This window comes from Acinetobacter sp. 40AMC3-4 (assembly GCF_049898185.1).
Classification (GTDB): Bacteria; Pseudomonadota; Gammaproteobacteria; order Pseudomonadales; family Moraxellaceae; genus Acinetobacter.
On record NZ_JAFCXG010000007.1, the window covers coordinates 121428 to 145366 of the forward strand.

Consider the following 23939-nt stretch of genomic DNA (forward strand, 5'->3'; position numbering starts at 1 on the left):
TTCATACACTTTACAACACCTTAACCCAAAACCTATTATGAATAAAATGATTTTATCCCATACATTATTATGCATAGTATTCATTCTAAAACAGTCATGGACCTGCGAAATTTTCATCGTATCGACATTAACCTTTATCCGCTTTTTATGGCAATTTATGAGCAGAACAGTATTTCTAAAGCTGCACAAATTTTATCAATCAGCCAGTCTGCTGCTAGTCATGCTTTACAACGTTTAAGGCAGCATTTACAGGATGATTTATTTGTACGTACTGGTAGCAAAATGCAACCTACGCCGTTTGCGGAACAGATCTATCCTGAGCTGAAGAATGCACTTTTTGCAATTCAAAATATTTCAATACAACATCAGCAGTTCAGACCAGAAATGATTCAGAGTTTGAAAATTGCCGTTCATGATGAAATTGAACCAATGATCTTTCCCAGACTCGTTCAGCACTTTCAGCAACTCAATCTAGAAATTCAGCTTAGCAGCATGAAACTGGACCGTAAAAATATAGCAGCAGACCTCGCCTCTCAACAGATTGATTTTGTCATAGATCTGGAACAAAACATTGCTGAAAAAATCCAGTTTGAACGCCTGGTGCAAGATGAATTTGTAGTGTGTACACAATTAACAGAAATGAATGAGCAGATTTATCTTGCCTCGCCTCATATTGGCGTGTCATCACGCCGTACTGGTGTTTTAGTTGAAGATATTTATTTAAGTCGGAAACAATATTCACGACAGATTTTTTTACGCTGTCAGCATTACTCAACTGCTCTGCAAATTCTGGAGCAGCAAAAGACAGCCATGCTGACTATTCCTAAAAATGTATTGACGCATTTACAATTGGCTACCAGTCTAAATATTTTTGAAGTCCCTGTGGAACTGCCGAAAATTAATATGGGGATGTATTGGCATAAGGATTTGCAAGAGAATAAAAGACATCAATTTTTGAGAAGTGAAATTTATAAAATTTTTGCTTAGGCTATTTATAAAGGAATGCAAGTTTACTTAGGCTATTTTTATATAAGTTTAGATGGTTGCATCTTCATCTTTTCAGTAGAAAAATATACTTAGGCTATTTTAGCTGGTACAAAACTAAACACTGAGTGATTAGCTTTTAAGCCGTAGATCTACTGGCTTTGCTCTAAAATGGCTCGACTTTTAGCTGTGATTTTACAGCTGGTTTTGCTGATTTGGATCTTGCCTTTGTTAAATCTCTCCATCACCTGGCAAATTGTGCTGGGCCTCGTACTGCTGTGTTTTTCTTATTATCTGCTGCATAAAATTACAGTTTATTTAAAAGATGTTTTCCGCCCCTTTAAGAAAGGCAAAAAATACTGGTGCCGTGTAAAAGCCGTAAGTGATGGTGATACCCTCACCTGCTACCGTTTTAATATTCGTCGCTCTGAGACCAAATTGCGCTTTGCTTTTGTCGATGCCCCTGAATCATCACAAGCCTATGGCAAGGAATCGCAGCGTCTGGTCAAAAGCATGGTGAATAATAAAATGGTTCGGGTCAAGATTACCGATATTGACCGTTATGGCCGCTGTGTCGGTGTGGTCTACCGCTATCGCAAAAATATCAATGAAGAGATTGTCAAACGTGGTGCAGCGTGGGTCTATGAAGAATATATCAAAGATAAAAACCATTTACGCTATATGATGGAGCTGCAAAATAAAGCTAAGAAACAGAAAAAAGGCCTTTGGAAAGGCAGTCGCCCTGTACGTCCAAGTGTTTATCGTAAGCAGGTAAAATCGTAAATTTGATTTTGTCAAAGATGAATTGCAAATGATAAAAAGTGATCAGGACATTCTGATCACTTTTTTTTCACTCATTTTAGTTTTACTAATTTAATAAGCCAAATGCACCAGAAAGCGGAATGCGCCAGCAATCAGGGCCAGCGTTAAAAATCCTGCCAGCCACAACCCTACAAACCATAATGCCTGTTTGCCTTTCATGACCACTCCTTAATGATAGCCATCATCGCCGACCCTGACCTTATGCCGGAATACCCAATAGGACATACCGGTATAAATCACAATAATTGGAATCAGGATCAAGGCGCCAATCAAGGCAAATAGCTGGCTATTTTCATGCGCTGCTGCCTCCCAGATAGTCACGCTCGGCGGGATAATATATGGCCATAGACTGATCAAGAATCCAGTATAAGCGAGGAAAACCAGAACCAGCATATAGGTAAATGGGCCTAATTCACTACGTCTTTTACAGGCACGTAAGGCCAGCCAGGTAAACAGCAGAACCAGAACTGGAACTGGCATAAAATAGGTAAATTGTGGCTGACTAAACCAGCGTTCGGCAATCTGTGGATGAGTCAACGGCGTATAAATACTGACAGCACCCAATATGATCAGCAAGGCAATAATCAGCTTAGGCATCAGTTTAAACATTCGATCCTGTAAGTCATCTCCGGTTTTATAGATCAGCCAGCCACAGCCTAATGCCGCATAGAGCACCACCACACTGATTCCGGTGAAAATACTAAATGGAGTGAGCCAGTCCAGACCACCACCAACATAGACACCATTTCGAGTTTCAATGCCCTGAATATAAGCGCCTAAAATCATGCCTTGCAGGAAACTGGTGATCGCAGAACCACCGATAAAGGCTTTATCCCACCAATGCTTACTGCGGTTTGCCTTGAAGCGGAACTCAAAAGCCACGCCGCGGAAAATCAAGGCAATCACCATCAGAATAATTGGCATATACAGCGCCGAGAGTACGGTCGAGTAAGCAAGTGGGAAAGCTGCAAATAACCCTGCACCACCCAGTACCATCCAGGTTTCATTGCCATCCCAGACCGGAGCCACAGTATTCATCATGACATCACGTTCATCCTGATGCGGAAAGAAAGGAAACAAGATGCCGATGCCCAGATCGAAACCATCGAGAATGGTATAAATCAATACACCCAAACCAATAATCACAATCCAGATTAATGATAAATCAATCATTTTTTGTCCTCCTGATCCGGTTGTTCAGGAACTTCTTCGATACGTTCGCGAATACTACTTAATGGTCGGCGTGAAGCCTGAACTACATCGCTATCTGATTCATGATCTGGTCGGGTATGAATAAAATCCGGGCCTTTGTGCATCAGGCGCAACATGTAGTAAATCCCGATACCAAATACCACACAGTAGACAACTACAAAAATAATCAGGGTCAGCCCCACCTGTTCAGCGGAAACCGGAGACAATGCATCCTTGGTTCGCATGATGCCGTAGACTACCCAAGGCTGACGGCCGACTTCTGTGGTAAACCATCCCGCAAGCATGGCAATAAATCCGGAAGGTCCCATAATCAGGGCAAATCGGTGCAATGCACGGGACTCATAAAAGCGACCACGGGTACGTGCCCACGCTCCCCATAACGCCAGTAACAGCATCAATACGCCGAGTCCGACCATAATCCGGAAGCTCCAGAACACCACCAGCGAATTCGGCCGGTCTTCAGGCGCAAAGTCTTTAAGTCCTGTAACCTTTCCATCCATCGAGTGGGTTAGAATCAGGCTACCCAAGTTGGGAATTGCGACTGCATATTTGGTTTCTTCGGCCTCCATATCTGGAATACCAAAGAGATATAAGGGCATGCCTTCGTCATGATTGGTTTCCCAGTGCCCTTCCATGGCTGCAAGTTTGGCTGGCTGATGTTCAAGGGTATTAATACCGTGCATATCACCGACGATGACCTGTAAGGGCGCGAGTACCAGAAGCAGCCACATCGCCATGGAAAATGAAGTCTTGACCAGTGCATCACGACGGCCTTTGATTAGATGCCATGCGGCTGTAGCAGCGACCAGTAAGGCGGAAACCAGAAAGGCAGCCATAGCCATATGGGCCAGACGATAAGGGAAAGATGGGTTAAACACGATAGCAAGCCAGTCTTGCGGAACAATCAGGCCATTTTCAATCGCAAAGCCTTGTGGGGTCTGCATCCAGCTATTGGACGATAGAATCCAGAACATGGAAATACAGGTGCCTATCGCAACCATCAAGGTCGAGAAAAAGTGCGCCTTTGGTCCCACTCGCCCCCAGCCAAATAACATGATGCCCAGAAAGCCCGCTTCCAGAAAGAAAGCGGTGAGTACTTCATAGGCCAATAAAGGTCCAGTCACGCTGCCTGCCACCCGGGAAAACTCACTCCAGTTGGTTCCAAACTGGTAGCTCATGACCACACCAGAGACGACACCCATCCCGAATGCCACAGCGAAAATTTTCACCCAGAATTTGAATAGATCCTGAAAAATCGGATTTTGGGTTTTGAGCCAGCGCCATTCCAGAATGGCCAGAAAGCTGGCCAAGCCAATAGAAATTGCCGGAAAAATGATATGAAAAGATACAGTAAAGGCGAACTGTATTCGTGCTAACTCTAATGCAGTTAAACCCAGAGTCATAAGCTTCACCTATGCATTGTTATTTGGCATCTTTGCCCTTCAATTTTTAAGTCATGAATTTTTCTAGTGACATGGCTAGCTTAGGCGTGGCTGTTATAAAAAGTATGTAGTCTTTTGTTGATTATTTTTTAATCAGGTTAAACTATGTAACTATTGCTGATAAAGAAAATATTACTCTGAATAATTTTTAAAACTCTCCTCTTGAGCTTTAGATAAAACAGGCGTAAATTAGGCCTAAATTTAGTTACCCAGGTTAACTAACCATATGTTTTCCGAATCTCCCCGACTTCGTACGCTGTTATTACGCTGCGCACGACTGATGAGCGATGAGATCAATACGATCTTGTTGTCATCACAATTGAATTATTCTTTATGGCAGGTGTTATACGTCATCCAGTCAAAGCAACAATGCACGCTGGCAGATATTTCCAGTTATCTCAATGTATCCAAGCCCGGTATTACCAAGCGGATTCAGCAACTGGTTGAACTCGATCTGATTGCCCAACTCGAAACTGAAGACAAACGTCAAAAGCTGTTCAAATTGAGTGAGCAAGGAATTGAGACCTTTGCGATGTGTTCCAAACAGATCGATGCATTTGAAGATCAGTTGCTTGAGCACATTGCATCAGATGATCTTGAAGGCAGTAAAAAAACCTTAATCCAACTCATACAGCAGTTACATCCCTCATCTCAGGACAAACCTCAATGAGCCAAGAACAAGAAGCGCTTTTATGGACGCCCAATTTTATCCTGATCAGTCTGGTGAATTTCCAGTTGGTTCTGGTGTTCTATCTGCTGGTGATTGTGATTGTCGGCTACTCGGTGGCTGAGCTAGGTGCATCGACTGCACAAGCCGGTCTGGTATCAGGTCTGTTTATTGTGGGTACGTTATTTGGACGATTATTGATCGGAAAATTACTGAATCGTCTGGGCCTAAAAAATACGCTTGTCATTGGCCTGACTGGCTTTCTGCTCTTTTCCGGACTATATATGATTCCGGCCAAGCTGGAAGTTTTACTGGGCATCCGTCTGATACATGGCTTTATGATGGGTATGGCTTCTACTGTACTGGGTACAGTGATTGCACAGACCATTCCTGCCACACGACGTGGTGAAGGAATTGGCTATTTCAGCATGAGCAGTACCCTTGGCACAGCGATTGGTCCCTTTGTCGGAATCTGGTTGATGACAAATTTTAATTATCAGGTAATTTTCATCTTTACCAGTATCGTTGCGCTCAGCTGCCTGATCTGTGGACTGTTTATCCAGCCACCACGTCTTAAAGCCAGTACGCTAAGCTCATCATCTACTCCACAAAGCACCAGCAAACTGGCCCAATATATTGAACCGAATGCCTTACCCATTGCCGTGATTGTGTTGCTAGTAGCGACGTGTTATTCAGGTATATTGTCCTTTATTCATTTTTATGCCAAAGACATTAATCTGGTCGAAGCAGCATCATTCTTTTTCTTAATGTATGCCTTTGCCATTTTGCTTTCGCGTCCTTTTACCGGCCCGCTCATGGATCGTAAAGGCGAAAATATCATTATCTATCCTGCCATTGTGATTATGGCACTGGGAATATTGCTACTCAGTCAGGCGCAAAACTCTGTGATGTTACTCACTAGTGCAGCGTTACTCGGTTTTGGTTTTGGGAATATCCAGTCAGTGTGTCAAACCATTGCGGTGAAAAGTACGACATTACAGCGTATGGGACTCGCAACCTCAACCTTCTTTATTGCCCTGGATGCCGGTCTTGGTTTTGGCCCGTATTTTCTGGGTATGCTGCTGGACCAGATTGGTTACCGCCAGCTTTATCTGTTCTCTGCGCTGCTCACCCTGAGCTGTCTGATCTGGTATTACTTGCTGCATGGCCGGAAAGCAGGAAAAATACAGCCTTCTCATTAAACGCTTTTAAAAGCGCCGGCTAAACCGGCGCCGGTATTCCAACGGCGTCAGACCGGTTTTTTTATGAAATAAACGGCGGAATGAACTTGGGTCCTGATAGCCGACATTTTGCATGATCACATCCACAGCTTGATCGGTTTCTTCCAGTCGTTTACGGGCGGCTTCAATCCGGATTGCTTGTAAATACTGATTGGGCGGTATGTCTAAGGCTTGTTTAAAGCGTCGAATCAGGGTTCGGCCAGTCACATTAAAGTGTTCCGCCAGCTCGTTCAAACTAAAATCTTCATGAAAATGCTGCTCTAGCCAGTTCTGGATTTTTTGTACCAGTTCATCATGGTGCGGCTGGCCAATATTCAGCAATGAATAAGACAACTGGCTATCACGGCGGTAATCAATTACGAAAGATTTAGCCGATTGCATGGCCACCTCAAAGCCATACAAGCGCTCAATCAGATGCAAACCTAGGTCAAACCAGGCCAGGCCTCCACCTGCACAATAGATATTCTGATCCCGGCTAATCATCAGATCGGCATTCAGTTTCACCTTAGGATAGCGTGAACGAAACACTTCCTGAAAACCCCAATGTGTTGTTGCAATCCGGTCATCTAAAATGCCTGCTTCTGCCAGAAAAAAATTCCCCGTACAGTTTCCTGCAATTAAAGTCGCCTCTGCATGTGCAGATTTTAAAAAATGAATCAGTTCTGGATTCTGTTGCAATACATCCTGAATCGGTGCAGCGATGGTCGGTACCACCAGAATATCTGCAGTTTGAATCTCTTGATAAGAAAAATGTGCCTGCAACTGCAGCCCATTGATACACCGAATCGGATGTCCCTCCGGACTGGCGATACTCACCTTAAACAGGCGCTGTACGTCCTGCTGCTGGATCCGGTTCCAGCTTACGCCAGCCATGGTAAATAAATCGACCACACCCGTAATGGCCGAAGCCAGAGCCCCATGAAAGCCTAAAATCACCACCTGTTGCATACTTTACTAATTGTCACTTTTCACCCGATTCATGTCATTATTGACAATCCTCCTCAATAAAAGCAACTGCTAGTCTTGATGCTATCTCAAGGATTGCACATTCAGGACAGTACCGTGACCCAACTGATTAATGATAAAGATCTGCATTTCCAGCTTTATGACGTATTCAAACTTGAAGCGCTGACTAAACTGCAACGCTATCAGGATCATGACAAAAATACTTTCGACAGTATTCTGGAAACGGCAAAAGGTATCGCGACTGATTATTTTGCGCCGCATAATGCCAAAGCTGATCAACAAGAACCGAACTTTGATGGCAAACAGGTCAAAACCATTGATGAAGTGAAGACAGCCTGGCAACAGTTTGCCGATGCCGGCCTGCTTTGCGCCCAGCATGATTATGCAGATGGTGGCATGCAACTGCCCACTTTGGTGAATATGGCCTGCAATGCTTATTTTATGTCGGCCAATCCGTCCACCGTGGCTTATTCTTTTCTAACGGCCGCTGCGGCGAACCTGATACAGGCTTTTGCCTCCCCAAAACAAAAGCAAATATTCCTACCGCATATGTTGAGTGGCCGCTTTGCTGGCACCATGGCCATGACAGAGCCGAATGTAGGTTCCTCTTTGGGCGATCTGACCACTAAAGCGATTCCTCAGGCAGATGGAATTTATAAAATTAAAGGCCAGAAAATGTTTATTTCGGGTGGCGATCAGGACATTAGCGAAAATATTGTGCATCTGGTCTTGGCGCGGATTCAGGATGCGCCGCAAGGCGTGAAAGGAATTTCCCTGTTTATCGTACCAAAATTCAAAACCAACGAGGATGGTTCACTCGGTGAAGCTAATGATGTACAGCTGGCTGGCTTACTACACAAAATGGGCTATCGAGGTACTACATCTACAGTTTTAAGCTTTGGAGAAAATGATAATTGCTTAGGCTATTTAATTGGTGAACCCGGTCATGGCTTAAAATACATGTTCAAAATGATGAATGAAGCACGTGTAGGTGTCGGTCTGGGCGCAGCCATGATTGGTTATCGTGGCTATCTGGAATCTCTGGATTATGCTAAAAACCGTCCACAAGGCCGTCCAGTTCATGAAAAAACACCTGACTCGAAACCAGTGAATATCATTGAACATACCGATGTCAAACGCATGCTGCTGGCGCAAAAGTCGTATGTAGAAGGTTCGCTGGCACTTTGCTTATTTGCAGCCCGATTAATTGATGAACATCAGGCAGCTCAAGATGAAGATAGTGCAATTCTGCTTGATCTCATCACCCCGGTAGTCAAATCTTTCCCTTCTGCCTATGGTCCGAAAGCCAATGATCTGGCCATTCAGGTCTTGGGCGGCGCGGGTTATACCCGTGAATATCCAGTGGAGCAATGTTATCGTGATAACCGGCTCAATCCGATTCATGAAGGAACTTACGGCATTCAATCTCTGGATCTGCTGGGACGTAAACTCTGGCAGCACAATGGCAAAGGGCTCAATCTGCTCATGCAGCGCATCCAGAAGACCTTGTTAGAAATTTATGAACCTAAGATAGTGGAACTGGCAGAGATCTATAAACAGCATCTTGCCACTGTGCAAAAGACTACACAGATTTTAGGCCAGGCCTTGCATCAAGGCAAAGTCAGTGAGGCTTTGGCCAATTCAGGACTGTATCTGGATATGATGGGCAAAACTATTATATCTTGGCTATGGCTGGAAATGGCGAATCAGGCTCAACTCAAGTTTGGGACATCTTCGCAGGCAGAAGATCAGACTTTTCTGGCAGGGAAAATTCAGGCAGCTCAATATTTTATTCGCTGGGAACTCCCTGAAATTGAGCATCAGGCCAAATTACTGATGAATCTCGATGATACTTGCCTGAATATGCAAGCCGACTGGTTCTAGGCAAAATTCATCAAAAAATGCGCCTTTATCGGCGCATTTTTATTTTGTAATTCATTAACCGATAGAGTCATTTACACCAAATTTTTTAAACAGCTTGGCACGCTTGGAAGGCAAGATATTGGCCTTGCTTAAATCGCCCTGATAATGCTGATATACCCGCTGATCCATGATTTTGTACCATAAAGGTGGAATCAAGGCTGGAATCAGCATGGTTGCATAACCGCTCGGTAATTCTGGCGCTTCATCAAAATGTCGCAACGCCTGAAATGGACGGCTTGGAAAGGCATGATGGTCAGAATGGCGTTGTAACTGATACAAAAACAGATTAGTCACAATATTATTATTGTTCCAGCTATGTTCCGGCAAGGTTCGCTCATAACTGCCATCCGCTTTCTGTCCGCGTTTTAGTCCGTAGTGCTCGATATAATTCACAATCTCAAACAGGCTGACGCCATAAAATGCCTGTGTCAGTGTATAAGGAATAATTTTCTTGCCATACGCCTTCAGCATCAAGGCATGATAGCCAGCACTCATGGCCCAACCATGAAACAGTTCATTTTCCTGACTAAAGAATTTCAGTCCTTTACGCTCGAGCCGTCTTTTTTCAATCTGGATTGCAGATTTTAATCCGCCTATTACGGTACGTGGCCAGAAACGGTAAAAAGATTCACCCATTTTCGAAGATGCCGGATCTTCAGGCGTGGCCACCCGTTTATGGTGTCCATAAGGATGTTCAATCCGGAAATGGTTATAGCCCAAAGGCATCAGGCTGGCATGAGACCAGTAATGGTCTTTTTTCTGTGGACGATGGCTGAGTTCATGTGCGGTATTCACGCCCACCCCATTAATCGCACCCATAGAAACTCCCAGCAGTATCTGATCCAGCAAAGACACATTTGGCCGGCTTACGACATAGCCGGCAAAGGCATTGGCTGCCATTTGCAAGGGAATAAATGCTTTTACAATGCGGTCATAATAAGGATCGTTAACCAGTGCCTTGATCTGCGCATCATTTGGATTATTGGCATCATCGCCAATCAGTGCGTCCAATGTCGGAATGATTACATGCAGTAATAAAGGCCCGCCCATCGCAAAGACTTTTTGAGTCGCTTTGGGACCAAAATGATAACCGGCCAGAATTCCCATTCCGATCACAGGCAGACCTGGGCTGAGCAACCAGCCAAAACGTTTTTTATCCAGCTTTACACCTTTTAGTGCCGACGCTTCCTGCGTAAACTGCGCTTTCTGGATTTGTGCAGAGGCATTCATTGCGACCTTCCTTTTTTATGTTACTCTGCACTTATAGTTGAATATTTCAGCAGTAGCGAACAGTATTCAACGTCCAGAAAAACTATGTCAGCGTCTTTGGCACATGCTGCCAAATTCTGGCCTAAAATCACAAAGTTAAAAAATCTATAGTCAATTAAATGAAATAAAACAGAAGAATAGAGTTAGGCATGGATGCTTTAAGTAAAATTTTTGATGATATTCATCTGGAAAAATCGGAATATCTTTATCTGAATGTATTTCATCCAGGCGGCTTTGATTATCAGCATGAGCCTTTTATGCTGGCCTATATCCTGTTACAGGGACAGGCCCAATTAAAGTTTATGAATGGTGATCGGCTGGAGCTGCAGCAAGGTGATCTGGTGCTATTACCCGCAGGTTCCGCCCATCATGTTTCGTGCCCAGACAATGCCGATTTTTCTGAGCACCATGCGATTAATCCTTATTTTCAGAGCCATGCACAGCAATGTATCGATCTCAATCGGGAAAATTCGAGGGAGCATAGTTTCATACTGGCCATTCGTTCCAGCCTGGATATCCAGATGGCCAAACCTCTTTTGAGTGCCTTACCTGAATACCTGCATATTCAGCATATTCTGGGCGATACCGCACCGGAGTGGTTACAGGTTGGCTTGCAGTTTCTGGCACTGGAAACCCAGCAGCTTCGTCCCGGACGTGACAAGATTCTGGATCATCTGGTCAGTATTTTACTGATTGAATGCGTGCGTGATTATATTTTAAACTTGGAAAATGCCTCGAGCTGGCTAAATGCGCTCTCGCATCCGGAATTATCTAATGCACTGGCGGCGATTCATGGCAAACCTGAACAGTCCTGGACCGTAGAAAGTCTGGCCGAACAGTGTCATATGTCACGTTCCAAATTCGCCCAATTGTTTACCCAGATTGTCGGTGAGCCACCCCTTGCCTATCTGCAACAGCACCGCCTGCGTCTGGCAGCGCAATATTTACGAAATAGTGGATTTGGTATCCAGCAGATCGCCTATCTGGTCGGTTATTCATCCGAGACGGCGTTTAGTCAAAGTTTTAAAAAACAGTTTGAACTAACACCTACTCAATACCGGCTGAATTGTCAGAAGAATCAGTCTTTATTATCAGACTAAAATTACTGGACTAACGCCAGTACTGCTTTGACCGGGTCTTCGCTATTGCCAGAAAGTAGCTGTTTGTGCATGGTGATATGCTGCATAACCTGAATCTGTGCTGCTTCAATATCCATCAGTTTTTCAATTTCAGCTGCCAGATTTTCAGGTGTAGCAGCGGATTGGATGAGTTCTTGAATCACTTTTTTGCCAGCAATTATATTTGGTAATGAAAAATATGGGATTTTTACCAGTAATTTGGCAATTCGATAGGTCAGCCAGTGCAATTTATAAAAAGTCACCATCGGACGGTGCAGCAACATCGCTTCAAGCGTTGCAGTTCCAGACGCCAGTGCAATGATATTGGATGCATTCATGACCTGACGGCCAATTTTGGACTCAGCGCTGGTATTTTCCATCAGGCGAATCTGGGCTTTTAAGCTCTCAGGATAAGTGGCCAATAAACTTTCGATTTGCTGTTTACGCGCATCATTAATCGCAGGAATCAGAAAGGTATAATCCGGATGTTTCTGATGCAGAATATTGGCAGCATCCAGAACCAAAGGTCCCAAACGCTCAATCTCGCCACGACGACTGCCTGGCAATAAGGCAATATATTTCTGATGTGGATCCAGACCTAATTCTGTCTGAGCATCCAGAATCGGATTTTCAAGCGGCAACTGACTGGCGAGCGGATGTCCAACAAAAGCTGCCGGAACATCCCATTGCTTGAAAAAGGCTTTTTCAAATGGAAATAGGCACAGTACCAGATCAATACTGGCTTTAATGCCATGTATACGGCCTTGACGCCATGCCCAGACCGAAGGACTGACGTATTGCACGGTTTTAATCGGTAACTGTTTTTGTTTAATGGTTTTTGACAAACGCAGGTTAAAATCAGGCGCATCAATCCCGATAAAAATATCGACCGGATCTTTATTCCAGGTTTCCACCAGACCATCCCGCACAGCAAAAAGTTTTTTAATATCTTTTAAAACTTCGACAATGCCCATCACCGACAGAATATCCATCGGATAATAACTTTTAAAACCTTCCGCGATCATTTGTGGACCACCGATACCTTCAAATTCAGCATCAATGCCTTGCTCACGAAAACGGCGAATCAATTTTGCGCCAAGCGTATCTCCAGAAACTTCACCGACCACGATTCCAATTTTAAGTTTTCGATTTAGCAAGTGGGTTTCCTCTCAGATCCGCATGGAAATTTATTGAATCGGGATTCTAACATAATCCTATGGCTATTCCGGAAGAAGCTTAAGTATCTTCTCATTTTAAGAAACCCACCGTTTAGAATGACTTAGTCAATGATCGAGCTTGCATAACAAGAATTAAATCGACATTTACAGCTACATTAAATTAGACAAAAATGGGTTAAATCGGGCAGTTAAAATCAATCATCATATTCACACTTTATACATACTCCAGTGAATAAACATGAAAGATCAGCTAATATTCTTCACCTAGCTTTATCTTTTTTATGCATAAGTAAATCAATAATCAAGACAACGACTTATATCCAAAAGTCATAAGATATGCTCGTTTTTTGATTTTGGCATATATGCATGTTTGGTCCGATTGAATTTATTTTAGCAGGCGTTCTGGTAGGTTTTTGTGTAGGTGTCACCGGTGTCGGTGGCGGTTCATTAATGACGCCAATTCTTATCAGTTTATTCCGGATTGAACCGCATATCGCGATTGGTACTGACCTGCTCTATGCCGCGATTTCTAAATTCTGTGGCTCGTTTGTGCATGCCAAGAAAATGAATATTGTCTGGCCGATTGTGATCTGGCTGGCCGTTGGCAGTATTCCCGCATCTTTTGCAACGCATTGGGTACTCGAGAACTATCTGAGCCAATCGACGCATTACAAAGCCGTCCTGACCATGGTCTTGGGCTTTATGCTGACTATTACCGGCTTATCCATTTTGTTTCGCACCCAGATCGAAAATCTTTTTAATAAATACAGAAAACAAGAACTACCGGATATGACGCAGGATCTGGAAAAAGTGAAGCTGCAAGCCAAAGAAAAGCGCGTTGCTATCATCATCATGGGCATTATCTTGGGCATATTTGTCACGCTCTCTTCAGTGGGTGCCGGCGCATTTGGCATCATGGCACTTGTAGTGATGTTCCCGAATCTGCCGATGATTCGTATCATTGGCTCTGACGTGGTGCACGCGGTATTACTGACACTGGTCGCAGGGCTGGGTCATATGTCTTCAGGCAACGTCGATTTCATGCTGCTCATGTGGTTATTGGTGGGGTCTATTCCGGCGATTATTGTCGGCACTTTACTCAGCTCACGTATGCCGGAAAAACTGATCCGCAAAATTTTAGGTATTACCCTATTTGCGCTGGGCGTGAATTTCATGATTAATCCTGTAAAATCAAAACCGGCTCAACCTGCTGAAACAGCAATGATAATTGTGAATCAAAATTCCCCGTCCGTTTAAGTTAACTATCCGATTCATCACTTTTTTTTCAAAGAAGTATTCATCTTTTTTATAACAAAGTGACGCATCATTCATGTTATATTCGGGCTATTAAACAACCTTTTGTATGATCGAACCAGTGACGGCAATGAATACACAACAGTCAAATCCTATTTCAGCATCAGATATTGATGACGTGAATATCCACAGCATGATTCCTCTTGTAACCCCTGCTGAGCTTAAAGCAGAGTTACCGTTGACTGAAACTGCTTATCAAACCGTACTGCATGGTCGTGAAACGATTCGTAAAATTCTGGATGGTGAAGACAAACGCCTGTTCGTTGTAATTGGCCCTTGTTCTATTCACGATCCAGAGGCGGCGCATGAATATGCTGAGCGCTTAAAAGTGCTGAGCGAAAAAGTTAAAGACAGCTTATATATCGTGATGCGGGTTTATTTTGAAAAACCACGGACTACCGTAGGTTGGAAAGGTCTGATCAATGACCCAGACATGAATGATTCATTCAATATTGAAAAAGGTCTGCGTATCGGTCGCAAGCTATTACTTGAACTGAATGAAATGGGCTTGCCATGTGCCACTGAAGCACTTGATCCAAACTCGCCACAGTATTACCAAGACCTGATTTCATGGTCAGCAATTGGTGCACGTACCACAGAAAGCCAGACCCATCGTGAAATGTCTTCTGGTCTTTCTTCACCAGTCGGCTTTAAAAATGGTACTGATGGCGGTTTAACGGTCGCGACCAATGCGATGCAATCTGTGAAACATGGTCACAGCTTCCTCGGTCTGAATGATCAAGGCCAGGTGGCTGTGATTCGCACTTCAGGCAATCCTTATGCTCACGTGGTACTGCGTGGCGGTAATGGCAAGCCGAACTACGATGCAGGCTCGGTTGCCGATGCAGAAGCCGCGCTAGCCAAGGCCAAAGTCAGCACCAAGATCATGATTGATGCCAGCCACGCCAACTCTAACAAAGACCCGTACCTGCAACCACTTGTACTTAAAAACATTTCCGAACAAATTCTTGATGGAAACAAGTCAATTGTTGGTATTATGGTAGAAAGTCATCTTAAAGGTGGTCGTCAGGATATTCCTGCTAACCTTTGTGATATGGAGTACGGTCAATCCGTTACGGATGGCTGTATCGACTGGGAAACCACTGAAAAAGTCTTACTCGACATGCATGAGGCATTGAAAGACATTTTACCTAATCGTTAAATGATCTGACCAACGCCATCGCCAAGATGGCGTTTGCATTTCTAGAACAAGGAAAATTTATCTGATGAATGATATTGAAACGGCATTAAGCCAGATTGAGAATTTTCAGTTCATACACGAGCATCTGTTTAGCTCCGGTCAACCGACCACTGCACAATTAAAGCTGATGAAAGAATACGGTGTATCTACAGTCATCAATGTGGCGCTGACCGATAGCGAACAGTATCTGCCGCATGAAGATAAAATTTGCCTTGAGCTGGGACTGAACTATATTCAAGTTCCGATTTCCTGGGAAACACCTTCAGACAATCAATGTCTGCTGGTACTGGATCTGATCGATCATCTGGTAAAAGAGCAAATGGTCTGGGTACATTGTTCGCAAAACTACCATGTCAGTTGTCTGATGTACTTATATCGTCAGTACTATATGGATATGGATCTGCCTACAGCACAAGAACACTTGCATCAGATCTGGGAACCGAATGAAACCTGGACCGGTTTAATGCATGCGGTTGCCCTACAGCTACAAGGCCGTAAAGCAACTCAGGAACTGGAACTTTCCTTGATTAATCCAAATTATTTTGCCTAATTTTATTTGCTGTGGCTCAACAGCACGGTTGCCATGGACATAATTCCTTCCTGACGACCGGTAAAACCTAACTGTTCAGTGGTGGTGGCTTTGATACTGATTTGAGTCACATCAACATCCAAGACATCTGCAATACTTTGACGCATCGCCAGATTGTGCTTAGCCAGTTTTGGACGTTCACAAGCCACGGTAATATCAGCATTATTCAGGTGATAGCCACGATCCAGAATCAGCTGATAGACATCCTTGAGTAGTACCCGGCTATCTGCACCTTTAAACTCAGGATCTGTATCCGGAAAATGCTGGCCAATATCTCCAAGCGCCAATGCACCCAACAAAGCATCACAGAGTGCATGCAGCACCACATCACCATCCGAATGTGCTTTCAGACCTTGAGTATGCGGAATTTGAATGCCTGCCAAAGTGACAAAATCACCTTCTTCAAATGCATGCACATCCAGACCCTGGCCAATACGAATTTGTGCGATCACCTTATACATCCTTTAGAAATAGCCCATTGAAATCTTGTACACTTGCTTTCTATTTCGCTATAGTTAGACCAAGCGTAACACAGTGAAAGTATAAGCGATCATGCTACTGAAAACTGATATAAATATGTTGAAAATAATTGGCCTGATGCTCGGCCTGGGGATGATTTCTACGGGTAGCTCGGCGATCACAATGGACTGTAGCGATGACAGCCAAAAAACGGCTGCCATGAATAAAGTCTGCTCAGCATCGTTGGCTGAATCTCGTGCAAAACTCGCAGACCAATACTTTACTGCTTTTCTGATTACCGATGCGCCTGTGCGTTTATTACAAGATAGCCAACAACTATGGGCGACCCGCTTACAGCAATGCAAAACGCTAGACTGTTTTAAACAGCAGTTTGAATGGCGTTTAGATGATTTAAATGTCTATATTTCACTGAATCAAAGTCTGACCCAGCATTATATTAAGTTTGAACAGGGACAAATCGCCAAGCAGCCCGTGCATCTCAAGATTCATCAACTGACCAAAGACCGGATCAAGATTGAAGGCCTGGCATATCGTAATCCAAATAACCGGACCGAGAAGCAGACCGTTCCTTTTTTAGCCTATACCACGCCTGAGACAAAAAACCAGATCACCGATAATGAAAATGACTGCCGCTATGAGTTTAACTATAGTAAAGCCATTTTAGCGGTCAGTAGCCAGCAGAAAGGCTGTGAACGATTTACCGGTATTTATCGACTATATGATTGATTTAATTTAAAAATATTAAAATTTATTGTCATATAAAATGAGATTTTTGGTGTAAAAAATAGCCCGCAAGCGGGCTATCAATTTAAGCTGGATAGTATTGCGCAATTTCCTGACTAATCATCGCAGCCGTTGCAGCTGATAAAGTCCAGCCCAGATGACCATGTCCGGTATTGTAAAAGACCCGCTCATGTTTGCCACGACGTACCACAGGCATCATATTTGGCATCATGGGGCGTAAGCCTGCCCACGGAACAACATGCTCAGTACACAGGTCAAAATTACGATTGGTCCAGTCAATTAAAGGTTGAATTCGGTCAGCACGAATATCCCGGTTATAGCCATTAAACTCGGCTGTTCCTGCAACACGCAAACGATCCTTGCCTAGGCGTGACAAGACAATTTTCGCACTTTCATCTAGCAGACTGACCCAAGGTGCGTTGTTCTGGCTCTGCTCATCATTCAGTTGCACGGTAATCGAGTAGCCTTTGACTGGATAGACATTGACTCGTTCACCAAGTATTTCAGCCAATTGATAGCTGCCAACCCCTGCACAGACCACAATGGCATCTGCATTAATTTCCAGAACATCCTCTGGAGAGGAATGGACATTTTCAGTACTAGGTTTGCATTTAACCCGAATATTCTGAGCCTGATGATCAACAACAAAAACATCTTGACCAAACTCAAATTTCACGCCTTTTTGCATACAGGCTTTGGCCAAACCGGTACTAAATTTATGAATATCCCCGGTGGCATCGCTCTGACAGTAAAATCCTGCATAATAATCGCCAGTTAATGCAGGTTCGATCTGCTTGATTTCTGCATTGGAAATGGCATTGCGCTCCAGACCACCGCTACACAACAGATCATTGACTTTGATCGCAACATCATAATCTGTCTTGTTATGATAAAAATGTAAAATTCCACGTTTTTCTAAATTGAAATCAATATTTTCTGTTTCGGCAATTTCAAATAAGCGTGCTCTTGCCAGTAAAGCCAGCCGTACAGTCTCTCGGGTATTGGCTTCATAATGTTTGATATTGCCCAGAAATTCCATGAGCCAGCTGTATTTATGCACACTGAAAGAAGGATTGAGCAAAAGTGGTGCGGTTATTTGTGACATCCATTTGATGCCTTTGAGTACCGTGGCTTTCTGGTTCCATACTTCGGCATTACAGGCAGAAAGCTGGCCGCCATTGGCAAAGGATGTTTCCATTGCCGGATAAAGATGCCGATCAACCACAGTCACTTGATAGCCTGATTGTGCCAGCTCATAAGCTGTGGTTACTCCGGTAATACCGGCCCCAATCACTACGACATGACGCATAGACACCTCCTTGATTATATTGATGTCTTTTCCCATCTGTCATGTGTACCTGAGAGCTTCGGTAGATACATTGCACATCAATGCGGCCACCTTCCCCTTCGGTGAGTGATTGAACACTTCTCTCCAGAGTTTTTATCCATTATCACAGTCCTTTTGCCTGAGAGTTTCCTGGGAACTTGCTCCTTCGGCGAATGCAGAAGCATTTCTCTCCTGCAATAATGTTTTATTATCATGAGCAATTTATATACCATTTTTAGGAAAAACACAGTTTTTATTTATGTTAATTCACGTGAATTTATCTGTGATTCTTTTTAATTAAGAGCATACATGGGTGGTGGAGGATATTGCCTAGATATCAAATTTTTAGATTTTGCTGTCCTAAGTAAAATGAGCAAGTTCTATCCTTTATAAAATTCCAGAACTTATTTAATTTTGGCGTTTAAATAGAACTCAACATTTGCTTAGGCTATTTTAATAATTCAAAGTATATGTCATCCAAAGCAAAATTTAGACTTTTATCATTTATTCTAGAATTTTAGATAATCCAAGAAAGCATCAGTACTAAGCTTCCTGCTGCGACCACTGTTTGTACACTGATAATACTGGCCATTAACTCACTATCGCCACCATACACCCGGGTTAAGACATACGAAGCTGAGGCGGTAGGAAGTGCAAAGAACAAGACCAATACCTGAGTAGTTAATGCATCAATCTGGAAAATTTTACACACTAAAAATGCAATCAGCGGCATTCCGAACAGGCGACCAAAGGTTATCAGGCTGAGTGGCAATACATCACGCTGAAAACCCTGAAACTGTAAGGCTGCTCCCACACACATCAAACCGAGCGGCAAACTGCACAGTGCAATCTGTTTAAGGAACTGCTCTGTTCCAGTCCAGAGTGACAAACCGGAAAGATTAAATAAACCACCCACTATACAGCCTAAAATTAATGGATTTTTAGACAAATCCAGGACGATTTTTTTCAGCTGCATATCGTGGCTACGGGTAAATGCCAGCACTGACAAGACATTCACCAAAGGAATACACAGCACCATGATCACCGCGAAGATGGTCATACCTTGCTGATGAAATAAGGCACTAACAGCAGCAAGGCCAATATAGGTATTAAAGCGCAGCAAGCCCTGAACATAGACGCCGAAACGCGCATAAGATATCTGGTAAATATGACGCAAAATATACAGTGCAATACTGACCACAGCCATTATACTAAATACGACAAGCACTACATCCTGAATGACATCCATTTGAATCTTGGCAGTGGCCAGATTTAAAAACAGCATCACCGGAAACAGTGCATAATAATTTAACTTTTCTGCGCCTCGCCAAAAATCATCACTCAACCATTGCCTGCGCTTAAGTAAATAGCCAAAGCTGATCAGTCCGATGAGAGGAAATAAAGAAGTTAAAATAATATGCAGCATATGACATCCTGGTCTGTTTTCTGCCTAATCTTAAGTCACTTAGACTGAACAGAAAACTTAGCATGTTCAGGAGCTTTCCCACTACTCAATTTAAGCAGTAAAAAGCTTGAATTTTCATCAACTAATCATATTGATTTGCTGATTTTTTCTAAAATCAGCAAATGTAACGGAATCAACGGTTCTCCGACATTTTGACCCAGTGGATATGCTTCAATCTTTTCAGTCAGCTGATAGCCATGGCGCTGATAATATGCCAACAGTTCAGTACGAACATTTAACACTGACATCTGAATCACGTTCTTCTTAAATATTTCGAAAATATGGGATTCGGCAAAGTCCAATAATTGCTTGCCATAACCCGAGTTTTGCTCAGCAGGTGCAACAGCAAAGCTTCCAATCTCTGCTACTTGCTGCCCTAAGCTCACGCCAATACAACCAAGAAGCTTATTATCAATTTCCAACACAAACAGCTGAAAATTTTCTAAATTGAGCAAGTCATATAACTGTTTTTCTTGAATACGATCACCTTGGATCATTCCTGCTTCAGTCGTCCATCCACCCGGAGTACGATAAGCTGTATTAATCAGTATGGTAAGTTGCTGAATATCAGCCTTGCTTGCCAATCGTATATTTTTATAGTGATTCATTTTATAAATAAAAAAGTCAGACCGAAGTCTGACTTTAAAACAATTTCACTTTAAAGTTAAAGCAAATTATTTAGGTTCAATCGGTGCAAATGGCGCAACAACATCGGCATTTTGCGCACGGTGACGCATGAAATGATCCATGAGCACAATCGCCAGCATCGCTTCAGCAATCGGGGTTGCACGCACGCCCACGCAAGGATCATGACGGCCTTTGGTCAGTACATCAGTATCTTCACGCTCAATATTGATGGTTTTACCCGGCGTGGTAATAGACGCAGTTGGCTTCAAGGCAATCGCAACACGAATGTCCTGACCGCTAGAAATACCACCTAGAATACCGCCAGCATGATTGGCCAGGAAGCCTTCTGTGGTGAGTTCATCACGGCTTTCATGACCAAACTGTTCAGCGACGCCAAAGCCATCACCGATTTCTACACCTTTAACGGCATTAATCGACATCATGGCATGGGCAATATCTGCATCTAAACGGTCAAATACAGGCTCGCCCCAACCCACAGGTACTTTAGATGCAATGATCTCGAGTTTAGCGCCACAACTGGTGCCTTGCTCACGCAAAGACGTGACCAGCGCTTCAAAACGTGGTACTGCATCCACGTCACCACAGAAAAACGGATTGTTTGGAACTTCATTCCAGTCCAGTTTTTCTGCTTTTTCTGTACCGATTTGGGTTACATGACCACGAATCTCAATGCCAAATTTCTCAAAAAGGAATTTCTTGGCAATGGCACCCGCTGCAACACGCATTGCCGTTTCACGCGCACTTGAACGGCCGCCACCACGATAATCACGGAAACCATACTTTTGGGTATAGGTATAGTCAGCATGACCCGGGCGGAAAGTTTGTGCGATATTGCCGTAGTCTTTCGATTTTTGATCCGTATTACGAATTAACAAACCAATTGAAGTACCCGTGGTTTTACCCTCAAACACACCGGAAATAATTTCTACTTCATCGGGTTCTTTACGCTGGGTTGCAAATTTCGATGTACCCGGCTTACGGCGGTCCAGATCCTTTTGCAAATCAGCTTCAGTCAGCTCAATGCCGGGTGGAACCCCATCGATGATGGCCATCAGGCCAACACCATGAGATTCACCACAAGTCGTTACACGGAACAGTTGCCCTATACTATTACCTGCCATGTCAAACGACTCCTTATGCAATAGACTGAATAAATAAATCACGGTAGGTACGGCATTGCTCTGCAGTCAATGCAAAGATACCAGTACCACCTTTCTGGAATTGCAACCAGTAGAAATCAACCGAATTAAAGTTTTGGCGCATCGCCCATTCTGAGTTACCCACTTCGATCACGATCAGGCCATTCTCAGTCAGATAATCTGCTGCTTGAGCCAGCATTTTACGCACCAGATCCAGACCGTCCTGACCTGCAGCAAGTGCAAGCTCAGGCTCATGATGGAATTCCTCAGGCAAATCAGCCATATCTTCCGCATCGACATACGGCGGATTAGATACGATTAAATCGTATTGGTTTTCAGCTGGAATTTTTTCAAACAGATCTGATTCAAGTAAAGCGATCTGATATTGCTTGTCATGATGCTCAGTATTGATTTGCGCAACTTCCAAGGCTTCTTTCGAAATATCAGTCGCATCTACTTCCGCTTCAGGGAAAGCATAAGCCAAGGCAATTGCGATACAGCCGGAACCGGTACACATATCTAGAATGCGTTGTGGTATCTTCGGATTCGGGTTTTCCGGCAAGTTATTAACCGCTTCACCCATTTGACCATGTTCACCCAGGCAATACGGGGCAAAACGGTTCTGAATCAGTTCAGCAATCGGTGAACGTGGAATCAGCACACGCTCATCGACATAGTAGGGTTTGCCGTCAAAGTAAGCCAGATTCAATAAATATGAAGTTGGAACTTTTTCATTAATACGGCGTTCCAGCAGACTTAAAAATTCGGCTTTTTCACTTGGTAATAATTTGGCATCTAAAATTTCAGCGTCCGCTTTCCATTCTAGCGACAGGGTTTGCAGCACTAGCGCTGAACTTTCAGCAAAATAATCTTCTGTGCCTTGGCCCAAATGTGCATCGTATTGACGTAATGCTGTCACACCAAAACGAATAAAATCACGAATGGTGGTTAAATTTTCAGCGGCTTCCTGCATATGTTCAGGGCTAATAGTCGGTCGATCCACTTAAGGCGTCTCCAAGGTCATTTTTTTAAACGCCTTATGATACCTTGTTTTGCCTGCTTTTATAATGCTAAAGCATGAAAAACACGAATTCTCTACGCTCACAAAAATTATAAAATTCCTGTTTTTGTGAGCGATCATGATTATAAATGTTTACTTTATTCAGGGATGTTTCTGTTAAATGCCGATGCTAATACTATGATGATTTATCGAAAACCGGACGCATAAGAACGAGATTGATAAAGATTGGCCTGATCCATAATCAAAGCCAGCATACATTGCCCTTGTTGCTGTTTGGCATATTTTCCTGACATTCTAAAATTACATTGCTGGGCCAGTTTACGCTCCCACAATACATGCTGACTGCGAATGGCGGCGGTTTGATTCGGATTCAATTTAAGATAAGTTTTATAGTTTTTCTTCAGACGTTTATTGTGAACTTTCAGCTCTTTTTCCAGGCATTTTTCCGCTTTGGGTGTATTACCATAACTAAAATTCATGCACTGTGTATATTCCTTGGAATACCCAACAGCAGCCTGTGTCTGAACCGTAGTACCCGCAAAAATTGCAACTAAAAACCATGCAAGACGCATAACTTCCCCTTGACCGAAACCGGTACAATCCCAATAAATGTTTTAACAATCAATATTGTTTAATTATCCACTGATATTAACGCAGTCCGGACAAAAATCCTATGCCTTTCTCGGACTGAAAGATTAAACAGTTGCACAATTGAAAATTGGCCCATGACCCACATATAATCCGCATTCAATCTTCAAACGAGCCCAGATCCATGAGCTATAAGCACAATAATCTTATGGCGATGCGCCAGAATTACTGGAATGATCAAGCCTCCAGTCAGGTGCAGCAAGAAAAGGTATTTTTGCAGTCGACCTTAATGCAACATGGCGTATTTACCGATGCGACATTGGACGATGCTAAATATCTGTTTTTTGGCTTGCCAAGTATTGTGATTGTAAAAGGCTATGCTTTGGGCTTCATGCATGACAGCGTACAGCGCCTGATTCATCAACATATTCAAACAAATAAACAACAGTTACAACAACGATCTGAATTAAAAATCCAATTTCAAATGGCATAATGCCCTGTCTAAACTGATACAAGTTGGTGAATAAATGAAAGCTTGCCTAGCTTTTACTATGAATTCAGCGGCTTAAACTTTTTTAATACGTGCAGAAACGCTACTATC

24 protein-coding genes and 1 riboswitch are annotated in these 23939 nt (G+C 43.3%); of the genes, 11 read left to right on the top strand and 13 right to left on the bottom strand.

The annotated features are described in order from the left end of the window. The first annotated feature begins 69 nt into the window (after window positions 1-69). The gene (locus ACP7BU_RS10240; RefSeq protein WP_325755955.1) at window positions 70-987 is read left to right on the top strand and encodes a LysR family transcriptional regulator; all 918 of its coding nucleotides are present in this window, start codon (window positions 70-72) and stop codon (window positions 985-987) included. Between the two features lie 168 nt (window positions 988-1155). Next, complete coding sequence (locus ACP7BU_RS10245; RefSeq protein ID WP_005246145.1) at window positions 1156-1767, top strand: thermonuclease family protein; 612 nt, start codon at window positions 1156-1158, stop codon at window positions 1765-1767. A gap of 90 nt (window positions 1768-1857) precedes the next feature. Here the strand turns inward: ACP7BU_RS10245 and ACP7BU_RS10250 are convergent, their stop codons facing one another. The 3 genes from ACP7BU_RS10250 to ACP7BU_RS10260 are packed head-to-tail and all read right to left on the bottom strand — an operon-like array spanning window position 1858 to window position 4421. Then, a complete protein-coding gene (locus ACP7BU_RS10250) occupies window positions 1858-1965 on the bottom strand; it encodes a hypothetical protein (protein ID WP_004647088.1) in 108 nt (35 codons plus the stop codon). A 9-nt stretch (window positions 1966-1974) separates the two neighbouring features. Then, window positions 1975-2979: a cytochrome d ubiquinol oxidase subunit II gene (gene cydB, locus ACP7BU_RS10255; RefSeq protein WP_425878546.1), complete on the bottom strand. Its 1005-nt coding sequence runs from the start codon at window positions 2977-2979 to the stop codon at window positions 1975-1977. Next, the gene (locus ACP7BU_RS10260; RefSeq protein ID WP_004280451.1) at window positions 2976-4421 is read right to left on the bottom strand and encodes a cytochrome ubiquinol oxidase subunit I; all 1446 of its coding nucleotides are present in this window, start codon (window positions 4419-4421) and stop codon (window positions 2976-2978) included. The genes cydB and ACP7BU_RS10260 overlap by 4 nt, the downstream gene beginning before the upstream one ends. A gap of 265 nt (window positions 4422-4686) precedes the next feature. On the opposite strand from ACP7BU_RS10260, the gene ACP7BU_RS10265 reads away from it, so the two are divergent. Both ACP7BU_RS10265 and ACP7BU_RS10270 read left to right on the top strand, forming a co-directional pair. Continuing rightward, entirely contained in the window at window positions 4687-5130 is a 444-nt protein-coding gene (locus ACP7BU_RS10265) for a winged helix DNA-binding protein (RefSeq protein ID WP_278357645.1), read from the top strand. Continuing rightward, the gene (locus tag ACP7BU_RS10270) at window positions 5127-6329 is read left to right on the top strand and encodes an MFS transporter (protein WP_425878549.1); all 1203 of its coding nucleotides are present in this window, start codon (window positions 5127-5129) and stop codon (window positions 6327-6329) included. The genes ACP7BU_RS10265 and ACP7BU_RS10270 overlap by 4 nt, the downstream gene beginning before the upstream one ends. 6 nt (window positions 6330-6335) lie before the next feature. Here the strand turns inward: ACP7BU_RS10270 and ACP7BU_RS10275 are convergent, their stop codons facing one another. After that, a complete protein-coding gene (locus tag ACP7BU_RS10275) occupies window positions 6336-7316 on the bottom strand; it encodes a GlxA family transcriptional regulator (RefSeq protein WP_312328673.1) in 981 nt (326 codons plus the stop codon). 78 nt (window positions 7317-7394) lie between these two features. Here ACP7BU_RS10275 and ACP7BU_RS10280 point away from each other — a divergent pair, with 78 nt between their 5' ends. Beyond that, window positions 7395-9218 carry an acyl-CoA dehydrogenase gene (locus ACP7BU_RS10280; protein WP_425878551.1) on the top strand — a complete coding sequence of 608 codons (1824 nt, stop codon included), beginning with the start codon at window positions 7395-7397 and terminating at the stop codon, window positions 9216-9218. Window positions 9219-9272: 54 nt separating this feature from the next. Here the strand turns inward: ACP7BU_RS10280 and ACP7BU_RS10285 are convergent, their stop codons facing one another. Beyond that, on the bottom strand, window positions 9273-10487 hold the full coding sequence (locus ACP7BU_RS10285) for an alkane 1-monooxygenase (RefSeq protein WP_425878553.1): 1215 nt from the start codon (window positions 10485-10487) through the stop codon (window positions 9273-9275). A 188-nt stretch (window positions 10488-10675) separates the two neighbouring features. On the opposite strand from ACP7BU_RS10285, the gene ACP7BU_RS10290 reads away from it, so the two are divergent. Then, window positions 10676-11626, top strand: coding sequence for an AraC family transcriptional regulator (locus tag ACP7BU_RS10290; RefSeq protein ID WP_425878554.1), 951 nt, complete (start codon window positions 10676-10678; stop codon window positions 11624-11626). Between the two features lie 2 nt (window positions 11627-11628). On the opposite strand, the gene lpxB is transcribed toward ACP7BU_RS10290, so the two are convergent. Then, window positions 11629-12801: a lipid-A-disaccharide synthase gene (gene lpxB / locus ACP7BU_RS10295; RefSeq protein ID WP_425878556.1), complete on the bottom strand. Its 1173-nt coding sequence runs from the start codon at window positions 12799-12801 to the stop codon at window positions 11629-11631. 387 nt (window positions 12802-13188) lie between these two features. Between lpxB and ACP7BU_RS10300 the strand changes: the two genes are divergently transcribed. The 3 genes from ACP7BU_RS10300 to ACP7BU_RS10310 all read left to right on the top strand — a co-directional run bounded on the left by ACP7BU_RS10300 (window position 13189) and on the right by ACP7BU_RS10310 (window position 15887). Then, window positions 13189-14079 carry a sulfite exporter TauE/SafE family protein gene (locus ACP7BU_RS10300; RefSeq protein WP_004280461.1) on the top strand — a complete coding sequence of 297 codons (891 nt, stop codon included), beginning with the start codon at window positions 13189-13191 and terminating at the stop codon, window positions 14077-14079. 127 nt (window positions 14080-14206) lie between these two features. Beyond that, window positions 14207-15298 carry a 3-deoxy-7-phosphoheptulonate synthase gene (locus tag ACP7BU_RS10305; protein ID WP_191112238.1) on the top strand — a complete coding sequence of 364 codons (1092 nt, stop codon included), beginning with the start codon at window positions 14207-14209 and terminating at the stop codon, window positions 15296-15298. A gap of 64 nt (window positions 15299-15362) precedes the next feature. Next, the gene (locus ACP7BU_RS10310) at window positions 15363-15887 is read left to right on the top strand and encodes a protein tyrosine phosphatase family protein (RefSeq protein ID WP_005262777.1); all 525 of its coding nucleotides are present in this window, start codon (window positions 15363-15365) and stop codon (window positions 15885-15887) included. 2 nt (window positions 15888-15889) lie between these two features. Here ACP7BU_RS10310 and ispF read toward each other — a convergent pair whose 3' ends face one another. Then, window positions 15890-16378, bottom strand: a complete 489-nt coding sequence (ispF, locus tag ACP7BU_RS10315) for a 2-C-methyl-D-erythritol 2,4-cyclodiphosphate synthase (protein WP_004731199.1) — start codon at window positions 16376-16378, stop codon at window positions 15890-15892. A 100-nt stretch (window positions 16379-16478) separates the two neighbouring features. Between ispF and ACP7BU_RS10320 the strand changes: the two genes are divergently transcribed. Continuing rightward, window positions 16479-17132, top strand: a complete 654-nt coding sequence (locus tag ACP7BU_RS10320; RefSeq protein ID WP_425878559.1) for an A1S_1983 family putative colistin resistance protein — start codon at window positions 16479-16481, stop codon at window positions 17130-17132. 82 nt (window positions 17133-17214) lie between these two features. On the opposite strand, the gene ACP7BU_RS10325 is transcribed toward ACP7BU_RS10320, so the two are convergent. The 6 genes from ACP7BU_RS10325 to ACP7BU_RS10350 all read right to left on the bottom strand — a co-directional run bounded on the left by ACP7BU_RS10325 (window position 17215) and on the right by ACP7BU_RS10350 (window position 23322). Further along, window positions 17215-18459, bottom strand: a complete 1245-nt coding sequence (locus ACP7BU_RS10325) for a D-amino acid dehydrogenase (protein WP_425878560.1) — start codon at window positions 18457-18459, stop codon at window positions 17215-17217. A 135-nt stretch (window positions 18460-18594) separates the two neighbouring features. Beyond that, a riboswitch (glycine riboswitch) is annotated at window positions 18595-18682 on the bottom strand. A 312-nt stretch (window positions 18683-18994) separates the two neighbouring features. Continuing rightward, window positions 18995-19903 (bottom strand): AEC family transporter, encoded by a 909-nt coding sequence (locus tag ACP7BU_RS10330; RefSeq protein WP_425878562.1) that lies wholly within the window; start codon window positions 19901-19903, stop codon window positions 18995-18997. Between the two features lie 125 nt (window positions 19904-20028). Beyond that, on the bottom strand, window positions 20029-20550 hold the full coding sequence (locus ACP7BU_RS10335; RefSeq protein WP_425878564.1) for a GNAT family N-acetyltransferase: 522 nt from the start codon (window positions 20548-20550) through the stop codon (window positions 20029-20031). A 66-nt stretch (window positions 20551-20616) separates the two neighbouring features. Further along, window positions 20617-21711 carry a chorismate synthase gene (gene aroC / locus ACP7BU_RS10340; protein ID WP_004280471.1) on the bottom strand — a complete coding sequence of 365 codons (1095 nt, stop codon included), beginning with the start codon at window positions 21709-21711 and terminating at the stop codon, window positions 20617-20619. Window positions 21712-21724: 13 nt separating this feature from the next. Then, window positions 21725-22732: a 50S ribosomal protein L3 N(5)-glutamine methyltransferase gene (gene prmB, locus ACP7BU_RS10345; protein ID WP_313390287.1), complete on the bottom strand. Its 1008-nt coding sequence runs from the start codon at window positions 22730-22732 to the stop codon at window positions 21725-21727. Window positions 22733-22935: 203 nt separating this feature from the next. Further along, the gene (locus tag ACP7BU_RS10350) at window positions 22936-23322 is read right to left on the bottom strand and encodes a DUF1311 domain-containing protein (RefSeq protein ID WP_425878567.1); all 387 of its coding nucleotides are present in this window, start codon (window positions 23320-23322) and stop codon (window positions 22936-22938) included. A 200-nt stretch (window positions 23323-23522) separates the two neighbouring features. Between ACP7BU_RS10350 and ACP7BU_RS10355 the strand changes: the two genes are divergently transcribed. Further along, on the top strand, window positions 23523-23831 hold the full coding sequence (locus tag ACP7BU_RS10355) for a hypothetical protein (RefSeq protein ID WP_005100098.1): 309 nt from the start codon (window positions 23523-23525) through the stop codon (window positions 23829-23831). Window positions 23832-23939 lie beyond the last annotated feature (108 nt).

Coding starts and splice junctions, on each gene's coding strand:
- ACP7BU_RS10240 (WP_325755955.1), top strand. CDS start 70: ATGCATAGTATTCATTCTAAAACAGTCATGGACCTGCGAAATTTTCAT.
- ACP7BU_RS10245 (WP_005246145.1), top strand. CDS start 1,156: ATGGCTCGACTTTTAGCTGTGATTTTACAGCTGGTTTTGCTGATTTGG.
- ACP7BU_RS10250 (WP_004647088.1), bottom strand. CDS start 1,965: ATGAAAGGCAAACAGGCATTATGGTTTGTAGGGTTGTGGCTGGCAGGA.
- cydB (WP_425878546.1), bottom strand. CDS start 2,979: ATGATTGATTTATCATTAATCTGGATTGTGATTATTGGTTTGGGTGTA.
- ACP7BU_RS10260 (WP_004280451.1), bottom strand. CDS start 4,421: ATGACTCTGGGTTTAACTGCATTAGAGTTAGCACGAATACAGTTCGCC.
- ACP7BU_RS10265 (WP_278357645.1), top strand. CDS start 4,687: ATGTTTTCCGAATCTCCCCGACTTCGTACGCTGTTATTACGCTGCGCA.
- ACP7BU_RS10270 (WP_425878549.1), top strand. CDS start 5,127: ATGAGCCAAGAACAAGAAGCGCTTTTATGGACGCCCAATTTTATCCTG.
- ACP7BU_RS10275 (WP_312328673.1), bottom strand. CDS start 7,316: ATGCAACAGGTGGTGATTTTAGGCTTTCATGGGGCTCTGGCTTCGGCC.
- ACP7BU_RS10280 (WP_425878551.1), top strand. CDS start 7,395: ATGCTATCTCAAGGATTGCACATTCAGGACAGTACCGTGACCCAACTG.
- ACP7BU_RS10285 (WP_425878553.1), bottom strand. CDS start 10,487: ATGAATGCCTCTGCACAAATCCAGAAAGCGCAGTTTACGCAGGAAGCG.
- ACP7BU_RS10290 (WP_425878554.1), top strand. CDS start 10,676: ATGGATGCTTTAAGTAAAATTTTTGATGATATTCATCTGGAAAAATCG.
- ACP7BU_RS10300 (WP_004280461.1), top strand. CDS start 13,189: ATGTTTGGTCCGATTGAATTTATTTTAGCAGGCGTTCTGGTAGGTTTT.
- ACP7BU_RS10305 (WP_191112238.1), top strand. CDS start 14,207: ATGAATACACAACAGTCAAATCCTATTTCAGCATCAGATATTGATGAC.
- ACP7BU_RS10310 (WP_005262777.1), top strand. CDS start 15,363: ATGAATGATATTGAAACGGCATTAAGCCAGATTGAGAATTTTCAGTTC.
- ACP7BU_RS10320 (WP_425878559.1), top strand. CDS start 16,479: ATGCTACTGAAAACTGATATAAATATGTTGAAAATAATTGGCCTGATG.
- ACP7BU_RS10325 (WP_425878560.1), bottom strand. CDS start 18,459: ATGCGTCATGTCGTAGTGATTGGGGCCGGTATTACCGGAGTAACCACA.
- ACP7BU_RS10330 (WP_425878562.1), bottom strand. CDS start 19,903: ATGCTGCATATTATTTTAACTTCTTTATTTCCTCTCATCGGACTGATC.
- ACP7BU_RS10335 (WP_425878564.1), bottom strand. CDS start 20,550: ATGAATCACTATAAAAATATACGATTGGCAAGCAAGGCTGATATTCAG.
- aroC (WP_004280471.1), bottom strand. CDS start 21,711: ATGGCAGGTAATAGTATAGGGCAACTGTTCCGTGTAACGACTTGTGGT.
- ACP7BU_RS10350 (WP_425878567.1), bottom strand. CDS start 23,322: ATGCGTCTTGCATGGTTTTTAGTTGCAATTTTTGCGGGTACTACGGTT.
- ACP7BU_RS10355 (WP_005100098.1), top strand. CDS start 23,523: ATGAGCTATAAGCACAATAATCTTATGGCGATGCGCCAGAATTACTGG.